At 50.4% G+C, this 19,464-nt stretch carries 14 protein-coding genes; 6 read left to right on the forward strand and 8 right to left on the reverse strand.

Annotated features, from left to right (window positions below; genetic code table 11):
* Positions 1–8 precede the first annotated feature (8 nt).
* Both ACQ86O_RS19075 and ACQ86O_RS19080 read right to left on the reverse strand, forming a co-directional pair.
* A complete protein-coding gene (locus tag ACQ86O_RS19075) occupies positions 9–908 on the reverse strand; it encodes a LysR family transcriptional regulator (RefSeq protein ID WP_431222413.1) in 900 nt (299 codons plus the stop codon).
* A gap of 131 nt (positions 909–1,039) precedes the next feature.
* Positions 1,040–1,945, reverse strand: a complete 906-nt coding sequence (locus ACQ86O_RS19080; RefSeq protein ID WP_431222414.1) for a DMT family transporter — start codon at positions 1,943–1,945, stop codon at positions 1,040–1,042.
* Between the two features lie 297 nt (positions 1,946–2,242).
* Between ACQ86O_RS19080 and ACQ86O_RS19085 the strand changes: the two genes are divergently transcribed.
* Positions 2,243–3,112, forward strand: a complete 870-nt coding sequence (locus ACQ86O_RS19085; RefSeq protein WP_431222415.1) for a helix-turn-helix domain-containing protein — start codon at positions 2,243–2,245, stop codon at positions 3,110–3,112.
* A gap of 20 nt (positions 3,113–3,132) precedes the next feature.
* Entirely contained in the window at positions 3,133–3,570 is a 438-nt protein-coding gene (locus ACQ86O_RS19090; RefSeq protein WP_431222416.1) for a VOC family protein, read from the forward strand.
* A 12-nt stretch (positions 3,571–3,582) separates the two neighbouring features.
* On the opposite strand, the gene ACQ86O_RS19095 is transcribed toward ACQ86O_RS19090, so the two are convergent.
* The 4 genes from ACQ86O_RS19095 to ACQ86O_RS19110 form a co-directional block, all read right to left on the reverse strand.
* Entirely contained in the window at positions 3,583–3,864 is a 282-nt protein-coding gene (locus ACQ86O_RS19095) for a YjcB family protein (RefSeq protein WP_431222417.1), read from the reverse strand.
* 351 nt (positions 3,865–4,215) lie between these two features.
* On the reverse strand, positions 4,216–4,983 hold the full coding sequence (locus ACQ86O_RS19100; RefSeq protein ID WP_431222418.1) for an SDR family oxidoreductase: 768 nt from the start codon (positions 4,981–4,983) through the stop codon (positions 4,216–4,218).
* Entirely contained in the window at positions 4,907–12,229 is a 7,323-nt protein-coding gene (locus ACQ86O_RS19105) for an amino acid adenylation domain-containing protein (protein ID WP_431225774.1), read from the reverse strand. Before ACQ86O_RS19105 ends, ACQ86O_RS19100 begins: the two co-directional genes overlap by 77 nt.
* Positions 12,178–12,834 (reverse strand): condensation domain-containing protein, encoded by a 657-nt coding sequence (locus tag ACQ86O_RS19110; RefSeq protein WP_431222419.1) that lies wholly within the window; start codon positions 12,832–12,834, stop codon positions 12,178–12,180. The genes ACQ86O_RS19105 and ACQ86O_RS19110 overlap by 52 nt, the downstream gene beginning before the upstream one ends.
* Before the next feature lie 718 nt (positions 12,835–13,552).
* On the opposite strand from ACQ86O_RS19110, the gene ACQ86O_RS19115 reads away from it, so the two are divergent.
* On the forward strand, positions 13,553–15,271 hold the full coding sequence (locus tag ACQ86O_RS19115) for a penicillin-binding transpeptidase domain-containing protein (protein ID WP_431222420.1): 1,719 nt from the start codon (positions 13,553–13,555) through the stop codon (positions 15,269–15,271).
* 155 nt (positions 15,272–15,426) lie between these two features.
* Here the strand turns inward: ACQ86O_RS19115 and ACQ86O_RS19120 are convergent, their stop codons facing one another.
* Both ACQ86O_RS19120 and osmB read right to left on the reverse strand, forming a co-directional pair.
* On the reverse strand, positions 15,427–16,557 hold the full coding sequence (locus ACQ86O_RS19120; protein WP_431222421.1) for an OmpA family protein: 1,131 nt from the start codon (positions 16,555–16,557) through the stop codon (positions 15,427–15,429).
* Between the two features lie 268 nt (positions 16,558–16,825).
* Entirely contained in the window at positions 16,826–17,038 is a 213-nt protein-coding gene (osmB, locus tag ACQ86O_RS19125; RefSeq protein ID WP_431222422.1) for an osmotically-inducible lipoprotein OsmB, read from the reverse strand.
* 668 nt (positions 17,039–17,706) lie between these two features.
* On the opposite strand from osmB, the gene acpS reads away from it, so the two are divergent.
* The 3 genes from acpS (at position 17,707) to ACQ86O_RS19140 (ending at position 19,459) form a co-directional block, all read left to right on the forward strand.
* A complete protein-coding gene (acpS, locus tag ACQ86O_RS19130; protein ID WP_431222423.1) occupies positions 17,707–18,009 on the forward strand; it encodes a holo-ACP synthase in 303 nt (100 codons plus the stop codon).
* Between the two features lie 87 nt (positions 18,010–18,096).
* A complete protein-coding gene (locus tag ACQ86O_RS19135; protein ID WP_431222424.1) occupies positions 18,097–18,852 on the forward strand; it encodes an SDR family oxidoreductase in 756 nt (251 codons plus the stop codon).
* A 91-nt stretch (positions 18,853–18,943) separates the two neighbouring features.
* Positions 18,944–19,459, forward strand: a complete 516-nt coding sequence (locus ACQ86O_RS19140) for a 3-hydroxyacyl-ACP dehydratase FabZ family protein (protein WP_431222425.1) — start codon at positions 18,944–18,946, stop codon at positions 19,457–19,459.
* Positions 19,460–19,464: the final 5 nt, after the last annotated feature.

Consider the following 19,464-nt stretch of genomic DNA (forward strand, 5'->3'; position numbering starts at 1 on the left):
AATGGCGTTCAGAGCAGGCGTTTGCTGATGATATCCTGATGAAGCAGCAGCTCAAGGGTTCTTTGCGCCAGCGAGGATAGCTGATGCTGGGTCGAGGTGGCCAAAACGACCCGGTTGAGGATCGCCGGAGTGATGGGGATAGCCGCCAGCCCCTCGGGGCGATAATCGACTTCAAGTGCGTTGGCGGGCAGAACCGCATAACCGAAGCCTCTTACCACCAATCCGAGCATGGATGAGACGGTGTCAATTTCCATCACCACGTTAAGGGTAACATTGTGACGGGAACATTCGATCTCCACCAGGTTGCGCAGCATCTGTTGCCGGTTGGGGATAATAATCGGGTAGCGGCTGAGATCCTCTAGCGGGACTGCGCTTTGTGCCGCGATCGGCGAATGATCAGGGACGATCAGGCACAGTTTCTCGGTCCATAGCAGCTGATATTTCAGGTTGCTGTTGGGGAGCGGGTTATACAGCAGTGCAATATCCAACTCGCCCATAATCAACCTTTTCTGGATCCAGTAAGTCAGGTTTTCGGTAATGGCGAGTGAGCAGTCGGGGAATTCGGCAAAGAAGTCGGTTACCAGCCCTACGGTCAACAGCTTGCCCAGCGTTGGGGGCATACCCACAGTGACTTTACCCTTATAGGTGCCATCACCGTTGCGCAGGGCCTGTTCGGTAATTTCGACCTGGCGCAAAATCCCCTTACCGTGCTCCATCAGTTGCCGCCCAGCGGGGGTTAGCGTGACACCGCGCCCGTTACGCTGCAACAGCGTCTGCCCCAGATCCTGTTCCAATTGCCGGACCTGGCGGCTTATCACCGATTGCGATTGGTCCAGGGTTTGTGCTGCCTGGCTAAAGCTCCCTTGTTCGGCCACCCGGATAAAGCAGTGTAATTTTTTTAAATCCATTCGCCGGGCTCTCTGAAGTCGATTAATGGGCCAGAAAGCCAATCGTACGGAATTCTATTATTTATTCAAACCCTTTACGGGTCTCTGCAACAGTGAAATATTGCCCAATAGTAAGTGACGATGTCACTTTTTTACGCTTCCCGCCGCAGCCAGCGCGGGGTAAATCGGCCCGGTTTAGAAAACATGACCAGGTTACCCAGCAGGATCAGGCACAGGCCAATCACGCCGTTCAGGTGCCATTGATAGCCTTCATAAAGGGTCGAAATGGTCAGGGCCACCAAGGGGAACAGCAAGGTGCTATAGGCGGCAGCCCCGGCACCAATACGCCCCAGCAGGCTGAAATAGGCGGCAAAGGCAATCACCGAGCCGAATATCGCCAGATAGAACAGAGAGCCTAAATAACGCGTAGTGAATTCGATCTGGAACGACGCCCCTTGCGCCAGCGCGATGGCCGTCATCAATAGCGCACCGTAGCTCATAGCGTAAGTATTGGTAGAAAGGATATCCAGCCCACGGCGCTGATGGCCCGTGCTGAGCATGTTGCCCAGCGAGAAACCGTAGGTGCCTAAAGCACTCAACCCAATCCCTTTGAGCAATTCTGGTGCCATCTGGGTGGCCACCAGATCCTGCCAGAACAGCGCCACAATACCGACCATTCCTAACAATGCCGCAGGCAGCAGGTTGGGGCTAGGGCGCTGGCGGAAGAAAATCATACTGTTAACCGCATTGAACAGCACGGCCATCGAGAAGATCACCGATTCCAGACCACTGTTGATATAGGCGGCTGCATGGTAGAAACAATAAAAATTAAAGCCAAATACACAGCAACCCTGCAGCACGCAGAACAGGTGATCCTGCAGGCTGAGGGTACGCAGGCGGCGCATGGCCAGCAGCGCCAACCACATAACGGCGGCAGCAAGCAAAAAGCGGTAACTGATGGACACCGTGATGGCTACCGAACCTTGTTGTTGCAGGGTGATCGCAATCCAGGTCGTGCCCCAAATCAGCACCACGGCCAGATACAACAGCGTATTCATATAAACATAAACTCCTTGATACCCTTCTGACTGAAGTTGTCGCGTTGTTATTTCCTTTGCCGTTTAGCAGGTACAAATGCCGTGGGCGCAGGGATGCGCTGGAGCAGCCAACGCTAATGACGGTGAGGATATTCATCCACAACCGGAGTATTCACCTTTTACCGCCACCGCGCTTGCAGCCCTTTGCTCACACTTGCATATTCTTGCGCATTTTTCGCCAAAGGCCCCATCGATGGCTGGTATCCGCAGCCATCACTCTTTACACTTAAACGGCTTTCTTACAAAGGATGGGCGGCTATGTCATACCTGGCATTTGAAACACTGCACAAACACAAAGCCCGGTTGCACAACAGCGTGCAACTGGGTTCTGGCGTGCAGTTGGCGGCCTGGTCCAACAGTCATGATCGCATTACGCAGGAGAGCGCCGAGCACCATACGCTCAGCCTGTATATTGCAGATGGCTATGAGTGTTATCAGAAGGTCCCCGGTGGCTGGCAAAACGGGGGTGGCCCGGATCGATTTTGCATCATGCCACGCCAATATGAATCGACCTGGGATGTGCGCAGCAATCTCTCCTTCGTGCATCTCTATTTTACCGATGAACATCTGCGCCATTTGGCAGAACAAACCTGGGATCGCAGCCCGGCCTCGATCAATGTGCAGCACAGTGCGTTTGCGCAAGACAAGCAGATCACCACGCTTTATCGTCAATTTCTGCTTAACTACGACTGGCAAGACAGCGCGAGCCAACTGGCACTGAGCAGCACTACGACGCTGCTGATGTCACACCTGATCCAGCATTACACCCAATTGGATTGGCGTCTGCCAAGCGTGCGTGGCGGACTGGCGCCGGTGGTTCTCAAGCGCGTGCTGGAGTTTATTGAAAACCATCTTGATCAACCGCTGTTGCTCAGCAGCCTGGCGTTGCAGGCCGGATTGAGTGAGTTCCATTTTGCCCGGATGTTTAAACACAGCACCGGCCTGGCGCCGCATCAATATGTGATGCAGGTGCGTTTGCAACAGGCAGGTAAACTGTTGCGCCACACGGCGCTGCCGCTAACGCAAATTGCGCTGTATTGTGGCTTCAGTTCTGCCAGCCATTTCAGCAACCGTTTTAAGGCGGCTTACGGTTGCGCGCCCTTGCAGTTGCGGAAACAAAGCCGCTAATGCCCTCTGGAGAAGAAAATATGGAACAGCCATTTTGCGGTGTTGAAGTGTTATTCGTGGCGGGTTTCGGCCCCATTACACAGAGTACCAGCCAAAGTCAGGCCTTTTATCAGCAAGCATTAGGTTTGCCGCTCAAGCCAATGGAAGGGAATGAGGATTATCTGCTGACTGAGCACGATGCCTTGCAGGGGGTGAAACACTTTGCGTTATGGCCTTTGGCCCAGGCAGCACAAGCTTGTTTTGGTCAGGAACAGTGGCCGCAAGATTTACCCGTGCCGCAGGCCTGGCTGGAATTTGACGTCGCGGATATGGCAAAAGCCACGCAAGCCTTGCAAGACCAGGGCTACAAGTTGCTGGTAGCCAACCGTCAGGAACCTTGGGGCCAGAGCGTCACCCGCCTGCTGAGCCCGGAAGGATTGCTGGTCGGGGTTACGTTAACGCCTTGGCTGCGTGGCTAAGTCAAAAAGCGTTTATGGCAACGGGAAGGCGGTCGGGGTTTTGCTCATCACGTCGACAAAGGTGTCTTTGGTCACTGACCAGAAATGCATTACGCCTTCCTGGCTGAATGAGATCCCCATCAACCCCATCACAAACCAGCAGGTGGTAAACAGCCCAAGGCTGCTGAATATAAACGCCATACCGTTACGGCTGGCTTTGCGGCAGATAACATTCAGTTGGCTGGCCAGAAACATCATCACTGCACTCAGCAGTTCCCAGCGCATCATAATAAAGCCAGTGGCTATGGTACTCATCAGACGTGATCCTTTGCTACAAAAGCCGCATCCGGCCGTCTCAACTCCGCAAGGGATAAGACAGAGGGGCAGAAAGCGCATAGGGGAGAGAATATGATCACAGGTGTGATCTGCGTCACATTATAGCATCGCTCCGATCGGCGGCTCAAGAGCTGCGGGGGTAAATCAGTTAAGGCTGATAAACCCAGCCTGATGGTAAACGCCGCAGCCCCTGGCGGTAAGGCTTATTGATCTGGAAAAATAATATCTCTTCAAAGATAGGGGTAAAAAAGTTTTTTTAGTGACATGATGCATTAATTCGAAACGGCTCAGCCCTGACCTTAATGGCCAGGGCTTGGTCATAAGACTGGGTTATCCTTTCAGTGAATCAACCAACAAGCGATACCAGGAGTGGTGGGTAACTGGCAGTGTGATTTCCTTTTTTGCCAAAGCTATCAATGTATGACTGCTGTCGTAACCCAGGGAACCCTCCTGCTGAGACTGGTAGAAATTATCCAGTTCTTCATCGTTTAACATCATCATGTCCTGGATGAGTGGGGTAATGGGTAAAACCTCCCCTTTCTGATAACGGCGACGCGCCTCCTGCAGCCATTGACGATATGACACCACCGACATGGGTTGCGGCAAATGTTCATTTAATTTTTTAATGAAATCACACCTTGGGATCCCTCTTGCGGCGGAAAGATGGAAGATATTTTCTTCCGGGTTATATATACAGCCCAAACGTGCCAGAGCCTTGGCAGTAAAATCTACTGGCGTGAGTTCAATATCTCCATAGGCGTCATCAAATGCCATCCCCATTTGGATACTGCTCTTGAATAACCGGTAAAAAGCTTGCAGTTCATCATAACGAGCAAGCTCGGAGTCGGCGGTGATCAGCCCCAGGCGGAAAATATTGCAGGCAATGCCACGGGCAACCGCCAGATTAACTATCGCCTCGCCAACCCATTTGCTGGCGACATAGCCCTGGCGGGTGATGTGCCGCTCATCCTGAATAGAAGAGGCTTCGTTGACCACACGATGGCCAGTTTGAGTCATGGGGCTAAAGACGTTGAGTGTAGAGGCAAAATTCAGGATCTTGTGGGTTCCCTGAGTTGCCAAGCGCAGCAGTTCGATCAAACCGCCTACATTGGCCTGATAGGCCATATCGAAATATACTGACGGCTGAATGGAATATCACCCCAACGTCTTTACTTACACTGGCGTAAGTGTGTTCATCCATCCCAAGTTGAGGCGCTTTGATATCCCCATGAAGAACGATGATGCGTTGTTCATCTCCCTCACGCCACAGGGACCATTGCTCCAGAATACTCTTCAGGCGCTGTAGACTCTCGGCCCGGCTCTGGCCACGCACCAGGCAGTAGATTTTACCTGGGGTGGAATCCAGTAATTCCCGCAATAGGAAGCGGCCGACAAAGCCCGTGGCGCCCGTAAGCAAAATGGCTTTGCCCGGCTGATGGCCCCCAGGCAACGGCCGGATATCCGCTGGTAATAGAGCGTATTGGTGCAGATTAACCACTTCACTGGTACGCGTCTGTGATTTCAACCGCTGGGCCAACTGCTTAACCGTGGGCGCGATAAAGATATCACTGACGCCGATCTTGTCTTCGCTAGCCTGGTTAATCAGATTAACAGCGCTTACGGCCAGTAATGAGTGCCCGCCTAGTTCAAAGAAGTGATCGTAGCGGCCAACCTTAGCGACCCCGAGCAGGGTTTGCCAGATATCGGCAATCAGGCTTTCCAGCCTGGATGCCGGTGCTTCGTAGGGTTGAAACAGGAAAGCGCTTTCCCTGGGTTCTGGCAGCGCCTTGCGATCCAGCTTGCCGTTGGCGGTGATAGGCATTTTATCCAGCAGGACATAGGCCGCTGGAATCATATAGTCGGGAAGCCGATTTTGCAGATACTGCCGCACCGCCATCGGTTCCAGCGCTGCCGTTCCCGGGGCGGCAACCATATAAGCGATTAATCGCTTGCTGCCTTTATGATCCTGCGCCAGCACAGCCGCTTCTTTGACCTGTAAATGGCCGTTAAGCTGGGTTTCTATTTCGCCTAACTCGATACGGAACCCACGGATTTTCACCTGATGATCGTTGCGCCCGTGGAACTGCAGCCGACCATCGGCCCAATAACTGGCCAGATCGCCGGTGCGATACATCCGTGATCCACTAACAGAATTGAAAGGATCGGGGAGGAAGCGCTCTTCGGTCATCGCCGGCAGGTTGAGATAGCCACGGGTGACCCCCGGCCCGCCGATATATACTTCGCCAATAACGCCACGTGGCACCACCAGGCCTTCAGGACTCAACAGGTAGATGCGGATATTGGCCGTTGGGCGCCCGATAGCTTCTCTATGATCGCCGCCCAGCGTTGGCGAATTGGTGGTCGCGGTAATGGTGGTTTCCGTCGGCCCATAGCAGTTGACCAGCTCAGGCCTGGCTGGGTAGCGTTTCAGCCAGCGTTCAAGCATCTCCGGTGCTGCGGCTTCGCCGCTGATGCAGACCAAGCGTAGCGCAGGTGGCAGAGGCCCGTCGCTTTCCTCGCAGAGTTTGCGCCAGAATTGGTAAGGGATATCCAGGTAGCTGATCCCGTACTGGTGGCAAAGCCGCCAGAAATCGGCGCTGCTCGCCAGCCACTGGTCATCGCGCAGCACCAAGGTGGCCCCGGAGGTCAACGCCGAGAATATCTCGGAAACGGAGACGTCAAAGGTGGTGTTACAGAACTGCAAAACCTTGTCCTGCTTACCCAGACTCCATTGCTGGCTCCAGGTCACCATCTGTTGCACCAGATTCCCATGCTCTACCAAAACGCCTTTTGGGTTGCCGGTTGAGCCAGAGGTATAAATCATATAGGCCAGATTATGCGGCATAAGCTGAGGCCGTGGATTTACCGATACGGGTACCACGGCATCAGTTTGTGGCAGCAAGCGATGTGGTATAGCGCAGCCCTGGAACAACGCCAGCGTTGCCTGTTCGGCAAGAATAACCACCGGTTTGGCATCATCAAGCATAAATTTCAGCCTTTCGGGGGTAATATCATGCGGTAGAGAAAGGTAAGCGCCGCCTGCTTTGAGGACCGCCAGAATGCCGATAACCATTTCCGGGCTGCGATCGGCGCAAATGGCAACGACATCCTCTGCTTTTACCCCTAGCTCTATCAGCTGATGGGCCAGAGCATTGGCGCATTGATTCAGTTCCCCATAACTCAGGGTGCAAGTGTTGCTGACCAACGCAATGGCGTCAGGATCCTGCTTTGCATATTGTTCAAACAGCTGATGGATGCAGCAGTCGGCCGGATAAGGTTTGGCGGTTTGATTCCACTGTTGCAATAGAAGGTGGCGCTCTGCATCGCCGACCAAATCAATTTGGCTGACAGGTTGATTTTCATTGCTGACCATCGCCTCAAGAACGGCGATCAAATACTCTTTATGACGCTCGATCGTCTCCTCATCAAACAGCGCGGTGGCGTAGTTCAGCGAGCCAACTATGCCATTATTACGAGGGCCGAGATTCAGCTCCAGATCAAATTTAACATGGGTGACTTGCGGATCGATCACTTGCACATCCAGGCCAACCATGTCAGGAGCCACCGCATCGAAATTCTCCCAGGCAAACATCACCTGGAATAACGGCGTTTTTTCCATACTGCGGTGAGGTTGTAACCGTTCCACGACATGATCGAAAGGTAATTCCTGATGCTCCTGAGCGTTGAGCGTGAATTCCCGCACCTGCGTAAGCAACTCTGCCACCGTGGGTGCATCGGTTAAATCAATGCGTATGGCCAGGGTATTGACGAAGAAACCGACCATGGCTTCGCACTCCGACACCTGACGGTTAGCTACGGGCGTTCCGACCACCAAATCTTGCTGCCCGGCAAGGCGAGACAGGACGATGGACCAGGCGCTCATCAAGGTCATATAAAGCGTCGTGTTATGTTTCTGACTCAGAAGACGAAGATGGTCACAGAGTTGCAGATCCAGCGCTATCGGCACCGAAGCCCCCAGGAAGGATTGCAATGCAGGCCGTTCACTATCGGTGGGCAGGGTGAGCCGCTCTGGTGCTCCCCGGAGCTGTTCACACCAGAACTGGGCATGTTCTTCCCATTCTCCGCCGTGCAGCCTTTGCTGTTGCCAGTGGGCATAATCAGGGTATTGCAGCCTTAAAACCGGCAGCGGGTTGGGCTTTTTCTGATGGAAAGCGCTATAAAGGGCTCCCAGTTCACGCGCCATAATCTCCATCGACCAGCCATCCGTGACGATATGGTGAATAATCAGCAATAAATAATGTTCATCGTCACCGGTTTTTGCCAGCGAAGCGCGCACCAGCGGGCCTTGTGAAATAGTAAACTTATGCGCAACTTCATGCTGATAGAGCTTTTCTACGGCGGTTTGGGGCCGAGCCTCGGAGGAGAAATCATATTTCTTCAGCGCTGGCCAGCCGCAGGTTGGCAGGAGTTTGCTATAGCCGATGCCATCTTCAGCAGTGAAGACCGAACGCAATGAAGCATGGCGTTCGATCAAATCGTCAAGACAGCGTTGCAGCAGGTCGGGGTCAAGGGAACCGTGCATTTTCAGCAACAGTGGAACCTGGTAATTCTCGTCATGGTTACCCAGTTGCTCGATAAACCAGAGACGATTCTGGGCGAAGGACAGTGGATGCCGGCTGTCTGGGGCTACAGGGACAATCTGGCGGGTAGCCAGCTTCTTGCTGTGCACAACCAAGGTGGCCAAATGTGCCAGCGTTGGGTCGGTAAAAAACGCTTTCAGGGTTATTTTGCCGTTCCAGCGGGATTGCACTGTGCTGAGTAATTTCATCGCCATCAATGAATCACCGCCAATGGCAAAGAAGTTATCGTCACGGCCAATTTTTTCGACGCACAGTATATTTGCCCAGATATCGTGCAGCTCTTGCTCGGTATCTCCCTGTGGGGCCTGGTAGCATTCATGCACATAGGCGTTAGCATCAGGGGCAGGCAGGCTTTTATGGTCAATCTTGCCGTTCGGTGTCACTGGCAGGCTGGCCATAGAGACATAGGCGCTAGGTAACATAAACTCAGGCAGTCGGTTGCCAAGATATGCGCGCAGGCGGCGGGGCAGAGCCTCTATTTCAGCCCCTTCGGCCATGACCAGATAACTGGCCAGTTGTTTCTCTCCTGCGGGGGTTTTATAAGCGATAACCACGGCTTCATTAATTTGAGGATGGCTGAGGAGCTTTTCCTCGATCTCACCTGGCTCAATACGATAGCCATTGATTTTTACCTGCTGATCGTCGCGCCCCAGATATTCCAGATTGCCATCGTCCAGATAACGGGCTAAATCGCCAGTGCGGTACATGCGCGTTTTTCTGCTGAGGAAAGGATCGGGGCTGAAGCGCTCCTCGGTCAGTTCAGGTTGGTTTAGGTAGCCACGGGCTACGCCAGCACCGCTAATGTACATGTGGCCTACCGCGCCGAAAGGCACCGGCCTTAACTGCTCATCCAGCACGTAAATCGCCGTGTTGGCGAGAGGGCGGCCAATGGTCGGTAGCGGGTGTTGCCCGCTAATGTGTGCCAGCGTGGCGTCAACCGTGCATTCCGTCGGGCCGTAAACGTTAAAGGCGGTGAAGTGCCTGATTGCGCAGAGCTGACGCCAGGTCTGGCTTGACAAGGCTTCGCCACCGATCAGCAAAATCAACTGTTCCACCCGGTTGGGCAATTCGGAAAGCAATAACATTTCCAGTTGGGTAGGTGTGCAGTCAAACACATCAATCGCATTTTGGTGGATAAACTGCACCAGCCGCTCGCCGTCCCCCCTGATATCGTTAGGCACGATATGCAACTGATGGCCCCCAAGCAGGCTGAGCAGGCTTTGTAACGACGCATCAAATGACAGGCTGGAATTCAGGCAAACCTTGGATTGTGGGCGGTAATGCTGGAAAACCTCCGCTTTGAGCGAGTAATAAAGGTTCATCACCTGCGCGTGTTCAACCATCACGCCTTTTGGGCGGCCGGTTGAACCGGAAGTGAAGATGACATAAGCCAGTTGATTGATTGAAAGCGAGTTCAACTGCGGTGCGCAGTCCGGCAATTTCATGTCTAACAGGCGGGTGACGTCATAAGTAGCCGCTTGCGCGCTGCCTGCCAGCGTCGCTTCACCTAAAGCATCTACCAATAGAACCGACGGTTGCGCATCTTCCAGCACATCTTTCAGCCGTTCGATAGGATAGGCAGGATCCAACGGAACATAGCACCCACCGGATTTCAAAATACCAAACAGCGTGGCTATCTGTAAGCCACTGCGATCCATGCATAAAGCCACACGCATATCCGCCTTCACGCCTAAGCCAATCAGATGATGGGCAATGCGGTTCGCGATCTGGTCAAACTCACGATAGGTTAAAACTTCATCATTGTGACAAACGGCGATAGCCTCAGGCGTTTTTTCAACCTGTTGTTCAAAGGCACGGTGAATGCAAAGAGGACCAGGGTAAGTCTGTTCGGTGTTATTTAATGTCTCCAGCAGGAACCGCTCTTCGTCTTTCGCAATAAAACTAATCTTATCAATAGGAAGGAGAGGGTTTCTATCATCAAGAGATTTTTCCAGCCCGCATAAAACATGATCATTAATCTGCTTGACCCTGCTTGCTGGCAAATTCGCTGCATTATAAACCCACCGGAAATTACCGTTAGCGGCATTGATTTGTAATACCAGTAACGGGAAGCCTTCAAGCGAACTATCTGGCTCGCCATCAAGAGATATCTCACCAGCTGAAATAGCCAGGGCTAAAGCATAAGCGGGTCTGTCATGCTTTAATTTGGCGTTTTTTCCCAGGTTCCCGTAACGTAATTGAGTGTCGCAAGCAAAGCTATAAGATTGATTTATTAGCGCTATTTCTGCGTTCAGACTTTCTTTGATTTCATTTAAGGTTAATTGGCCATGAATATCAGTAACATCCAACGGAACCCAGCATGAGGCCAACTGCGAACAAAGGTCGGTATTATCAGGCTTAACGTGATAACCCAGTTGAAAACTCTGCTCACCGGACAGGCGATGCAGATAAGCGGTAAAAATCGCTGCGACGGATAACCCGCTTTCCTGTCTATCACTACCAAAACGAGCTGATTGCCACGGGCTGGCTAACAGGCGACTTGGTTCCTGGGTTTTGTTAATCGCATAGGGGAAATCAACAGGATTGAACCGTTCGAGCTTCGCTAGCCAAAAGGGCTCATTCGCAGTCAACCGGGCCAAGGCTGCAGACAGTTCCACAGATTGCTGCTCAGTAAATATTGGCAGCCGATCCCCGGTTGATAATTTTGCCTGGGTTGCCAGTGCTGCCGCAGAGAGAGGCGTCCCTTCAAGGGTCGAGAAGCCGCCAAGAATGATGTCCCCGGTAAGGGTGGAAACCTGCCAGGTATCGTTCTGGTCATCTATGTTAACCAGCGTCCCCGGAGTTATGCCGGTGTTCCCAGGCAGCATATTAATTTGATCAACCAGATATAGCCTGTGGTTCACCAGAATTTTTAGCCGGGTTATGGGATGAGGAAGACCAGTCATAGGCGTTAATGACAGAGCAAGATGGGTAATTTGCCGGGCATCCTGTACCGCCCAGTTAACCACGGCGGCAGAGGGCGGATTCCTGATGTTTTCAAACACACTCCGCGGAACAGAGGTGCTCCTTAAGGCCGCTACCTTGCGATCAAGTTCCGCTATTGATTGATGCGGATGGTTGGCGAGCTGGTCGAGTATCGTGTGGAACCTATCTTGATGATCGAGCATTTCTTCGGGGGTGTGGCGCTTGTCACTGCCATAAAAGCCAATAGATAATTCTTTGCCATCACCCTGATCATCCAATACCACGGCGAATCCATGAGTCTGCGAGCCGTTCGCCTTGATCCATCTGGTTTTGCAGTGCCGGAAGGGAATGCCGCGTTTAAATAACATCAGGTTGATAGAGGGGCCAAAACCGAAGTTATTTTTACTTTTTCTTTGAATATTTTCACCGCGATAGCGTTGATGTCTTAATATTTTAGCTAACTCTTTACTGACAGCATGGGCAATACTGATAATATTCTCACCGGGCGAGATATTAATTTCTAATGGCAAGATATTGGAGGTCATCCCTGCAACCCCTCGCGCTTCGCCGGCAGTCCCAGTAACAGGAAGGCTGAAAGAAAGTTTTTCGATCCCTGTGAGCGTGTAAAAATGGATGGCTATAGCGGAAATATAAAAGTGAGCAGGCTGAATCTTGTTTTTTTCAGAAATATCTCTTATCTTGCAATCAAGATGTGCATCAATTTCTTTTTCTTCTTTTAATATTTCACGATCATTGGCGGTGTGGCTTAAGAATGATAGCCAATTTGAACTTGTTTCTTTACGGCTATATTCCCCCAGAAAGCTTCATCTGCCAGGAATCTTTTTGATTGCAGATAATCAATGTCATTCTTTGCTTGTAAACCAAAGCTCGGTGATAATTTATCTTCGGGTACTTGCCCTGCAATCAAACAGTCATATTGTTCACAGATACGCTTAGAAATTGTAGCCATGCTTCGGCCATCCATGAGGACATGGTGGCAGCGGTAATAGAAGATAAACTTGCTCATTGGCAAACAAAGCAATGAAAAGTTGTACAATTGTGCATCTTCAACGGATGCCAAGGTGGTGATATCCTTTTGCACCCAGGCTTCCAAATCAAACGATTCCGAAAAATTACCATTAATATCAATTACATGCAATCCTTCTGGGATTTTGTTATCAGTAAATTGATATAAATCACCTTCGACAACGGCAAAGCGGCTATTTAATCCAGGCGTTTCTGCTATGACGTCATTCACCGCCTGTTCAAATAAAGATACATTTAAATCACCAATAATTTCCGCATGTTCTGAAATGTTGAATGATAGGTGAGGGGAGAGTTGCTGCATCAACCAAATTTCTTTTTGCCCTAGCGTAACCGGTGACAAGAGATGTTTTTCGTAAGTTTTATTAAAAAAATCCATTTATTTTCCTATTGAATTAATACTAACTTTGATTTCATTGCTTAAATAAAGCGGCTATCGTTCCTGTTGGATGATTGATTTATATTTTTAGGATTTAACCTGATAAAATATGAATGACGACTAATTTCGACGATAAAAAAACCTCTGCATTCACGCAGAGAATAAGCGAGATTGACGGAGGATAAAACTCTGTGGATATTATTTTTCTGTCTGATTTTTACAATGCCGTATACTGGGCAATGCTTTGTTTATACTATATCAGGTATGTTAAACACAACTTAAACGGATATTTCCTCTCCTGTTGCGGTAATAAATTACCGAGTCATTATATTATTCTAAATATACCAATTAAATATTCATGTGATCTATTCGGCTGGTTAAATAATCATCTTGGATGTGTCGATGGGGGAGGGTTCGGTTTCAGTAATATCCCCTCATCTTAGTCTTCTCCTACAAAGAGAAGGAATTGTCCGCGTCGTTGATAGTCATAGTGGCCATAGCATTGCCAATGATTATCAGGTCCGATTGTCTACTTTGCCCCGAGCTTTGCACGGGAAAGGAGAGGCCTTGCGGCAGCCATCGCGTTATGGCGACCAGTGGCAAGCATCGGGCATCAAACGCGTCTGTTTTTACTTTCTTACAAACTGCAATCTTATAGAAAACTTCCAAGGGTTAGACTTAATGCATAAATATTCCGTATAAAAACGCAGGGTTAACAGTGGCTCCTCCAAACAAGAAAAGCGGTAAGAATTACTCGACGGTGCGTTTTGGGTGGATTTGTTCCGGGATATTGGTTTGCTTTTTCTTGCTGATGTTTCGGGTGGGCTACTTGCAATTGATGGAGCACCAGCAATTAGCCGATCAGGCCGATCAGCGCTCTATCCGCACTCAGGTTGTGCCTACTAACCGTGCAATGATTACCGATCGCAATGACGCCGCGCTGGCAGTCAGCGTCTCTTCCAAAGATATCGTGTTGGATCCCAAACATATTCTCGATAGCCAAACCGATACCAGTACTGAGCGCTGGCTGAGTATGGCTAACGTGCTGAAAATACCGCTTGGCGACGTTCAAAAGCTGATCCACAGCAACCCCAGGAAACGGTTTGTCTATCTGGCGCGCAAAGTGGAAGATGACAATGCGGCCTATATCAGCAAATTGCATCTGACCGGCGTCAGCACCGAACAGGATTTCAGCCGCTTTTACCCTATGGGCCAGGATGCGGCAGGCCTGATCGGCATTGTCGGGCAGGATAACCAGGGGCTGGAAGGGATAGAGTTGGGTTTCAACTCGCTACTGCAAGGTAAAAATGGCCTGCGTGTTTATCAGAAAGATGGCAGTGGTGCGGTAATTGGGGTGATCAAAAGTGTCGATCCAGTGCCACCGCCAAATGTTACGCTGAGCATTGATAAATTTATTCAGTACGTATTGTTCTCCCAGATCCGCGATGGGGTAATTGCCAACCAGGCCGATTCCGGCTGTGCGGTGCTGGTGAAAGTAGATACTGGCGAAATCCTCGGCATGGCCAGTTACCCGTCTTTCAATCCGAATAACTATGCCAATACCCCGATCAAAGATATCCATAACGTCTGTAGCAGCGACAGCTTTGAGCCTGGCTCCACGGTCAAACCGGTGGTAGTGATGGTGGGTTTGGATCATCAGTTGATCCGGCCCGATACCGTGCTGGATACCACGCCTTATACGGTGAACGGGCATCTGATCAAAGATGTTGGCCACTGGTCAAAACTGACCATTACCGGCGTACTGCAAAAATCCAGTGATATTGCCGTTTCGCATATTGCCTTGGCGCTGCCAGCCACGGTGTTGCCAGCGGTCTACCGCAGTTTCGGCCTTGGTCGGCCCACTGAACTGGGCATCGGCAATGAAAGTAGCGGTTACCTGCCAGCACATCGGGCGCGCTGGGCCGACATCGAACGTGCCACATTCTCTTTCGGTTATGGTTTACGCGTTACGCCGCTGCAAATGGTACGCGAATACGCCACCATCGGTTCTTTTGGTATCTATCGGCCGCTGTCGATCACCAAAGTAACGCCGCCGGTGCTGGGCCAGCAGATCATGTCAGCCGAGGTGGTGAAAACCGTGGTGCATATGATGGAGAGTGACGCCTTGCCTGGCGGCAGCGGCCTGAGTGCGGCGGTGCCAGGCTACCGGCTGGCGGTCAAGACTGGCACGGCGGAGAAAATGGGGCCGAATGGCAAATACGATGGCGGTTATATCAACTATACCGCCGGTGTGGCTCCCGCCAGCGATCCGCAGGTGGCTCTGGTGGTGATGGTCAATAACCCTAAAGCAGGTAAACATTTCGGGGGGTCAGTGGCGGGGCCGGTGTTTGGCAAAATCATGGCGCAGGTGCTTGAGCATATGAATATCCTGCCCGATGCTCAGCCGTTGAAGGTCGTTGCTGAAACCAAGAGTTGAGAAGAGGGTACCCGCTGTTTTGAACGGCGCAGGTCTGAACGTCCCAGCATCAATTCATTGCCAGTGATCCATGCGGCAAGCGAAGCAGGGTCAGCACAAAAACAGCCTCTTTCGAAGATGTTTTCTGTTTTCTAGTTGACCTCAGGCGGAGGCAATTACTTCTCAATCACCCGCAGATCGATTCTGCGGTTTTTGGCGCGATGGGTTTCGCTATCATTGGGCACCAGAGGATAAGCCGAACCGTAACCTTCTGCGCTGACACGGCCTTCGCTAATACCGTATTTTATCAATGCCATACGCACCGCATCGGCACGATCCTGCGATAAAAGCTGATCCCACTGCGCATTGCCCGTTTTGTCGTTATAACCCCCCAGCCGGATTTCCACATTGGGGTAGGCACGCAGAATATCGACGATATTCTTCAACTGCTCCTGTGATTCAGGGGTCAGGTTGGTGCTATCGGTCGCAAATAGCAGCCGATCAAGCGTAAACCAGCGTTTATCACTGATACGTTCGTTGCTCTCAATGTAGCTGATTAACAGATTCTCTACGCCATGTTGCGCCAAATGCAATTGCTTGCCATCCGCTAAACGGCGATAAGCGAGATCTCCCTGATCGCCAACCCAACGGCTATCGGGTTTGGGTTGCAGCCCGCTGAAGACACTCAATGAGAACAGCAAAGAGGCCAGTAACAATATCAGCAGCAGCCATGGCCAGATACGGCGCCTTGGTGGCGGGAGCGATCCGGTACGGGAAACCGCAGGATCCGCAGGGATCAGGATTGGTAACTGGGTAAGCACCGCTGAGGGCTGCGCGGTGGCAATAATCTGTTGCTGTTGGTCGAGCCAGCCCTTAAGCGAAAGCGACTGAAGAGCACGTTGGTTTAAATACTGCCCTAACATCGCGAACACTAACGCAGATGAGATGGAAAACAGGCTTTCAGCTACTTCCTGGGTTAGCGCATAAAATACCGCAAAACGCTTTGTCAGATGTTTTTGCCGGTTATCCAGCACCATCGTCAATAAAGCAGACGCCGGCTTGTTCAACGTCTTTTCCAGAAAGTTCCTTTCAAAAATAGGGGCCTGCCGGATTTGCAGACGGAAACGATGAGAGTTGTCATTACGGTGCAGATAGTCGCAGGTACTTTGCAGGATCAATGCACCCATGCCAGCCAGGCACAGTAAGATCTTCTGCCCATCCGTTGCCAGTTTTTGCTCAAGCGTGGCCAGTAACAGAGGGGAGATGGCCCCCTGATACAAATTAATGACATTCTCCGTGGTATCCATCCGAACCTCCATTTGTTCTGCGCGCATTCTGCACTGCACAGGATGGTCAGTTCAACTTGTCAGAGTCTGAAATTTATAGGGATAAATCCTATAATACAGGAAAGGACTCGTGATTTTCTTGGTCTGAGCAGTCGGCGAGGCTAAGCGATTTATTTATTGGGGGCAGATTAACAGAATGCCCCGATACGCCGAAGAGTTAGTTGTGCGAAAAACCAATAAGGGGCGAAAAATCTGAAAATTTCACCCCGGAGGAAATTAGTGCCTGATGTTAGCGGCTGGTCTGATGGCCGATGATCCCACCTAATGCCGCTCCGCCCAAGGTTCCAAGCGTGCTGCCGTCCGTCAGCACGGCTCCGCCCAATGCCCCGACACCGGCGCCAATAGCCGTGTTACGGTCACGGTTGGACATATGTCCACAGGCGCTCACAGAAAGGGTGGCGATAATCACAGCGGCTACGCCAAAGGTACGGTTAAGATTCATATTTATTACCCATAAAATTACTGATTAACATTCCGATAAAGCTGGGGATGAATGTATTCTCAAGGTGAATAATTGGATAGGTAAAGATTCTTAATTTTTTGGTTGTTCATCCGCAACTCGCCCTACACAAGCAGCACTCATAGAAAAATCTCATTGTTTGATTATTGCTCAGCACCAGCGTGGCGACAGAATATCATTATTCGTGAGCGTAAGTATGCCTGTAGATACATTCACGCTGTAAATTAATAATTTGAGTTAAATGCCGCATTTTGCGGATATATCTTTTTTATGAATTAAGTTATTTCTCGGATTAACCAAGAATAGATCTCGCTTCATGTGATTATTCCTAAATAAAGCTGATGTTTATACAAAAGTTAATTTCACCTAACCAATAAAAAAAGACAGATACAACCACTGATAATATTTTTCTGGAATATAATTCTGTAATTTACATCAAAAAGCAGTTGAATGTGCTATTTTATTTATTCATGGTGTTTTTTACTGGGGCTTTATTGATTAATTTAAACATTTTGCGATAACATCTCCGTCAGAAAAGTAGACTATATCCTATTGCAATTTAATTGTGGCTCGCAGCTTTCGCTATGTGCATATTATTTTTGCTTTCGCGCAAAGTTGCGCTAATGGATTTATGGAATGAGCCGATACGGATGAATCTGGGTGTAGATATTATCGAAATCGCACGAGTAAATACCGCGTTAACACGCAGCGGTAATAGGTTGGTGCAACGCTTGTTAACACCGGCAGAACAAGAGTCTCTTGGCGATCTGGCAGAAAACGTTGAGCGGGTAGCTGGCTTCTGGGCGGCTAAAGAGGCCGCTGTGAAGGCGCTAGGTACTGGGTTTCGTCTGGGGATCCTATTCCATGACATTGAAATCAGACATGATGATTTGGGTTGCCCTTATTATTCTTTCAGCGGTGAATTTGCCAAATTGATGCAAGAAAAAAACTGACGAGTTCCTCACTGAGTATTTCTCATTGTCAGTCGCATGCCATTGCCGCTGCGGCATTGGGTTAATTATTAAAATAAGGGAATATTTATGTCTCACTATCCCGATCTTGAGGCTAAGAATGTCGTTATCACCGGCGCCAGTGGTGATATTGGCTTGGCTATTTGCGAGAAGTATCTTAAGCAGAATGCCAATGTCTACGCTATTTACCATCACGATAATAGCGGACTGGAAAAATTAAAGTCCTCACATCCCCAAGGGGATAATTTACATATCCAACAGTGTGACATTGCCGATGTCGACGCCGTTTCCCAGTGGGTCGAGCAGCTTGAAAAACAGGCTAAAGCGATACATGTGCTGGTTAACAACGCAGGGATATATAAAGACAACGTATTTTCCGCGATGACCTATGAAGAGTTTGATCAGGTTATTAAGGTCAATTTGTATGGCACTTTCTCGATGACCAAACAGTTATTGCCTTTATTGCGCCACGCACGTAACTCGACGGTGGTCAATATTTCATCAGTATCCGGCGTGACTTCCAGTTTTGGGCAGACCAACTATAGCGCCGCCAAAGCCGGGATTATCGGTTTTACCCGCACCCTGGCCAATGAAATGGCGGCGAAAGGGATCCGGGTCAATGCCGTGGCACCAGGCATGATCGAATCAAGAATGGTGAAAAAAGTGCCGCGCCAGATTGTGCGCACCGTGATGTCCGCTATCCCTTTGAAGCGTCTTGGTCGTGTTGACGAGATCGCCAATGTGGTGGCTTTCTTAAGCTCAGACGCATCCAGCTATATCGTGGGTCAGACTCTGGTGGCCGATGGCGGCCTGGTGATGCGTTAAACGACAGGAATGTTGCATGGCTAATTATAACAAGAGTTTAGTTTCATCCAATTTGCTTTTGAAGATGGGCGCATGGCGAGCTCCGATATTTATGGTTGACCGTATCGTAGATTTCTCACCGGGTGAAAAGGGATCGATCACCGTCATCAAGCACGTCACCTTTAACGAATCCTATATTCCGGGGCACTTCCCGGATAACCCGGTAATGCCCGGGGTGATGATTGCCGAGATCTTTGGACAGTCCAGCGAATACCTGAGCCTGCTGAATGATTTCTGCCAACTGCACGAACGCGAAACCCAGCAGCCGCTGAAGAAGTTCGACGAGGTATCACGAGCCCTGCATACCTCGGAAGGGGCAAAACGTGTCCTGGCCGAACGTGAGCGCATTATCGGCGTGTTGGCCTCCCAGGATGTGAAGTACAAGAACATGGTCACGCCGGGCGACACCATTGAAGTAAATAGCCGTTTGGCTTTCGCCGATGTGAATGGTTTCCACCACTACGAAGTCGAAGCGCGAGTAGGCCGCAGCATAGTGTGTGTTGGACGTATTGTGAATTTCCGTACTGCTCGCAGCAATGCGGAAAGCAAAGGTATGCAGATTAATTAACAGGG

Source organism: Serratia sp. L9 (assembly GCF_050632285.1).
Taxonomy (GTDB): domain Bacteria; phylum Pseudomonadota; class Gammaproteobacteria; order Enterobacterales; family Enterobacteriaceae; genus Chania.

Bases quoted from the DNA above. Each gene is read 5' to 3' on its own strand.
- ACQ86O_RS19075 (WP_431222413.1), bottom strand. From the start codon at position 908: ATGGATTTAAAAAAATTACACTGCTTTATCCGGGTGGCCGAACAAGGG.
- ACQ86O_RS19080 (WP_431222414.1), bottom strand. From the start codon at position 1,945: ATGAATACGCTGTTGTATCTGGCCGTGGTGCTGATTTGGGGCACGACC.
- ACQ86O_RS19085 (WP_431222415.1), top strand. From the start codon at position 2,243: ATGTCATACCTGGCATTTGAAACACTGCACAAACACAAAGCCCGGTTG.
- ACQ86O_RS19090 (WP_431222416.1), top strand. From the start codon at position 3,133: ATGGAACAGCCATTTTGCGGTGTTGAAGTGTTATTCGTGGCGGGTTTC.
- ACQ86O_RS19095 (WP_431222417.1), bottom strand. From the start codon at position 3,864: ATGAGTACCATAGCCACTGGCTTTATTATGATGCGCTGGGAACTGCTG.
- ACQ86O_RS19110 (WP_431222419.1), bottom strand. From the start codon at position 12,834: ATGGATTTTTTTAATAAAACTTACGAAAAACATCTCTTGTCACCGGTT.
- ACQ86O_RS19120 (WP_431222421.1), bottom strand. From the start codon at position 16,557: ATGGATACCACGGAGAATGTCATTAATTTGTATCAGGGGGCCATCTCC.
- osmB (WP_431222422.1), bottom strand. From the start codon at position 17,038: ATGAATCTTAACCGTACCTTTGGCGTAGCCGCTGTGATTATCGCCACC.
- acpS (WP_431222423.1), top strand. From the start codon at position 17,707: ATGAATCTGGGTGTAGATATTATCGAAATCGCACGAGTAAATACCGCG.
- ACQ86O_RS19135 (WP_431222424.1), top strand. From the start codon at position 18,097: ATGTCTCACTATCCCGATCTTGAGGCTAAGAATGTCGTTATCACCGGC.
- ACQ86O_RS19140 (WP_431222425.1), top strand. From the start codon at position 18,944: ATGGTTGACCGTATCGTAGATTTCTCACCGGGTGAAAAGGGATCGATC.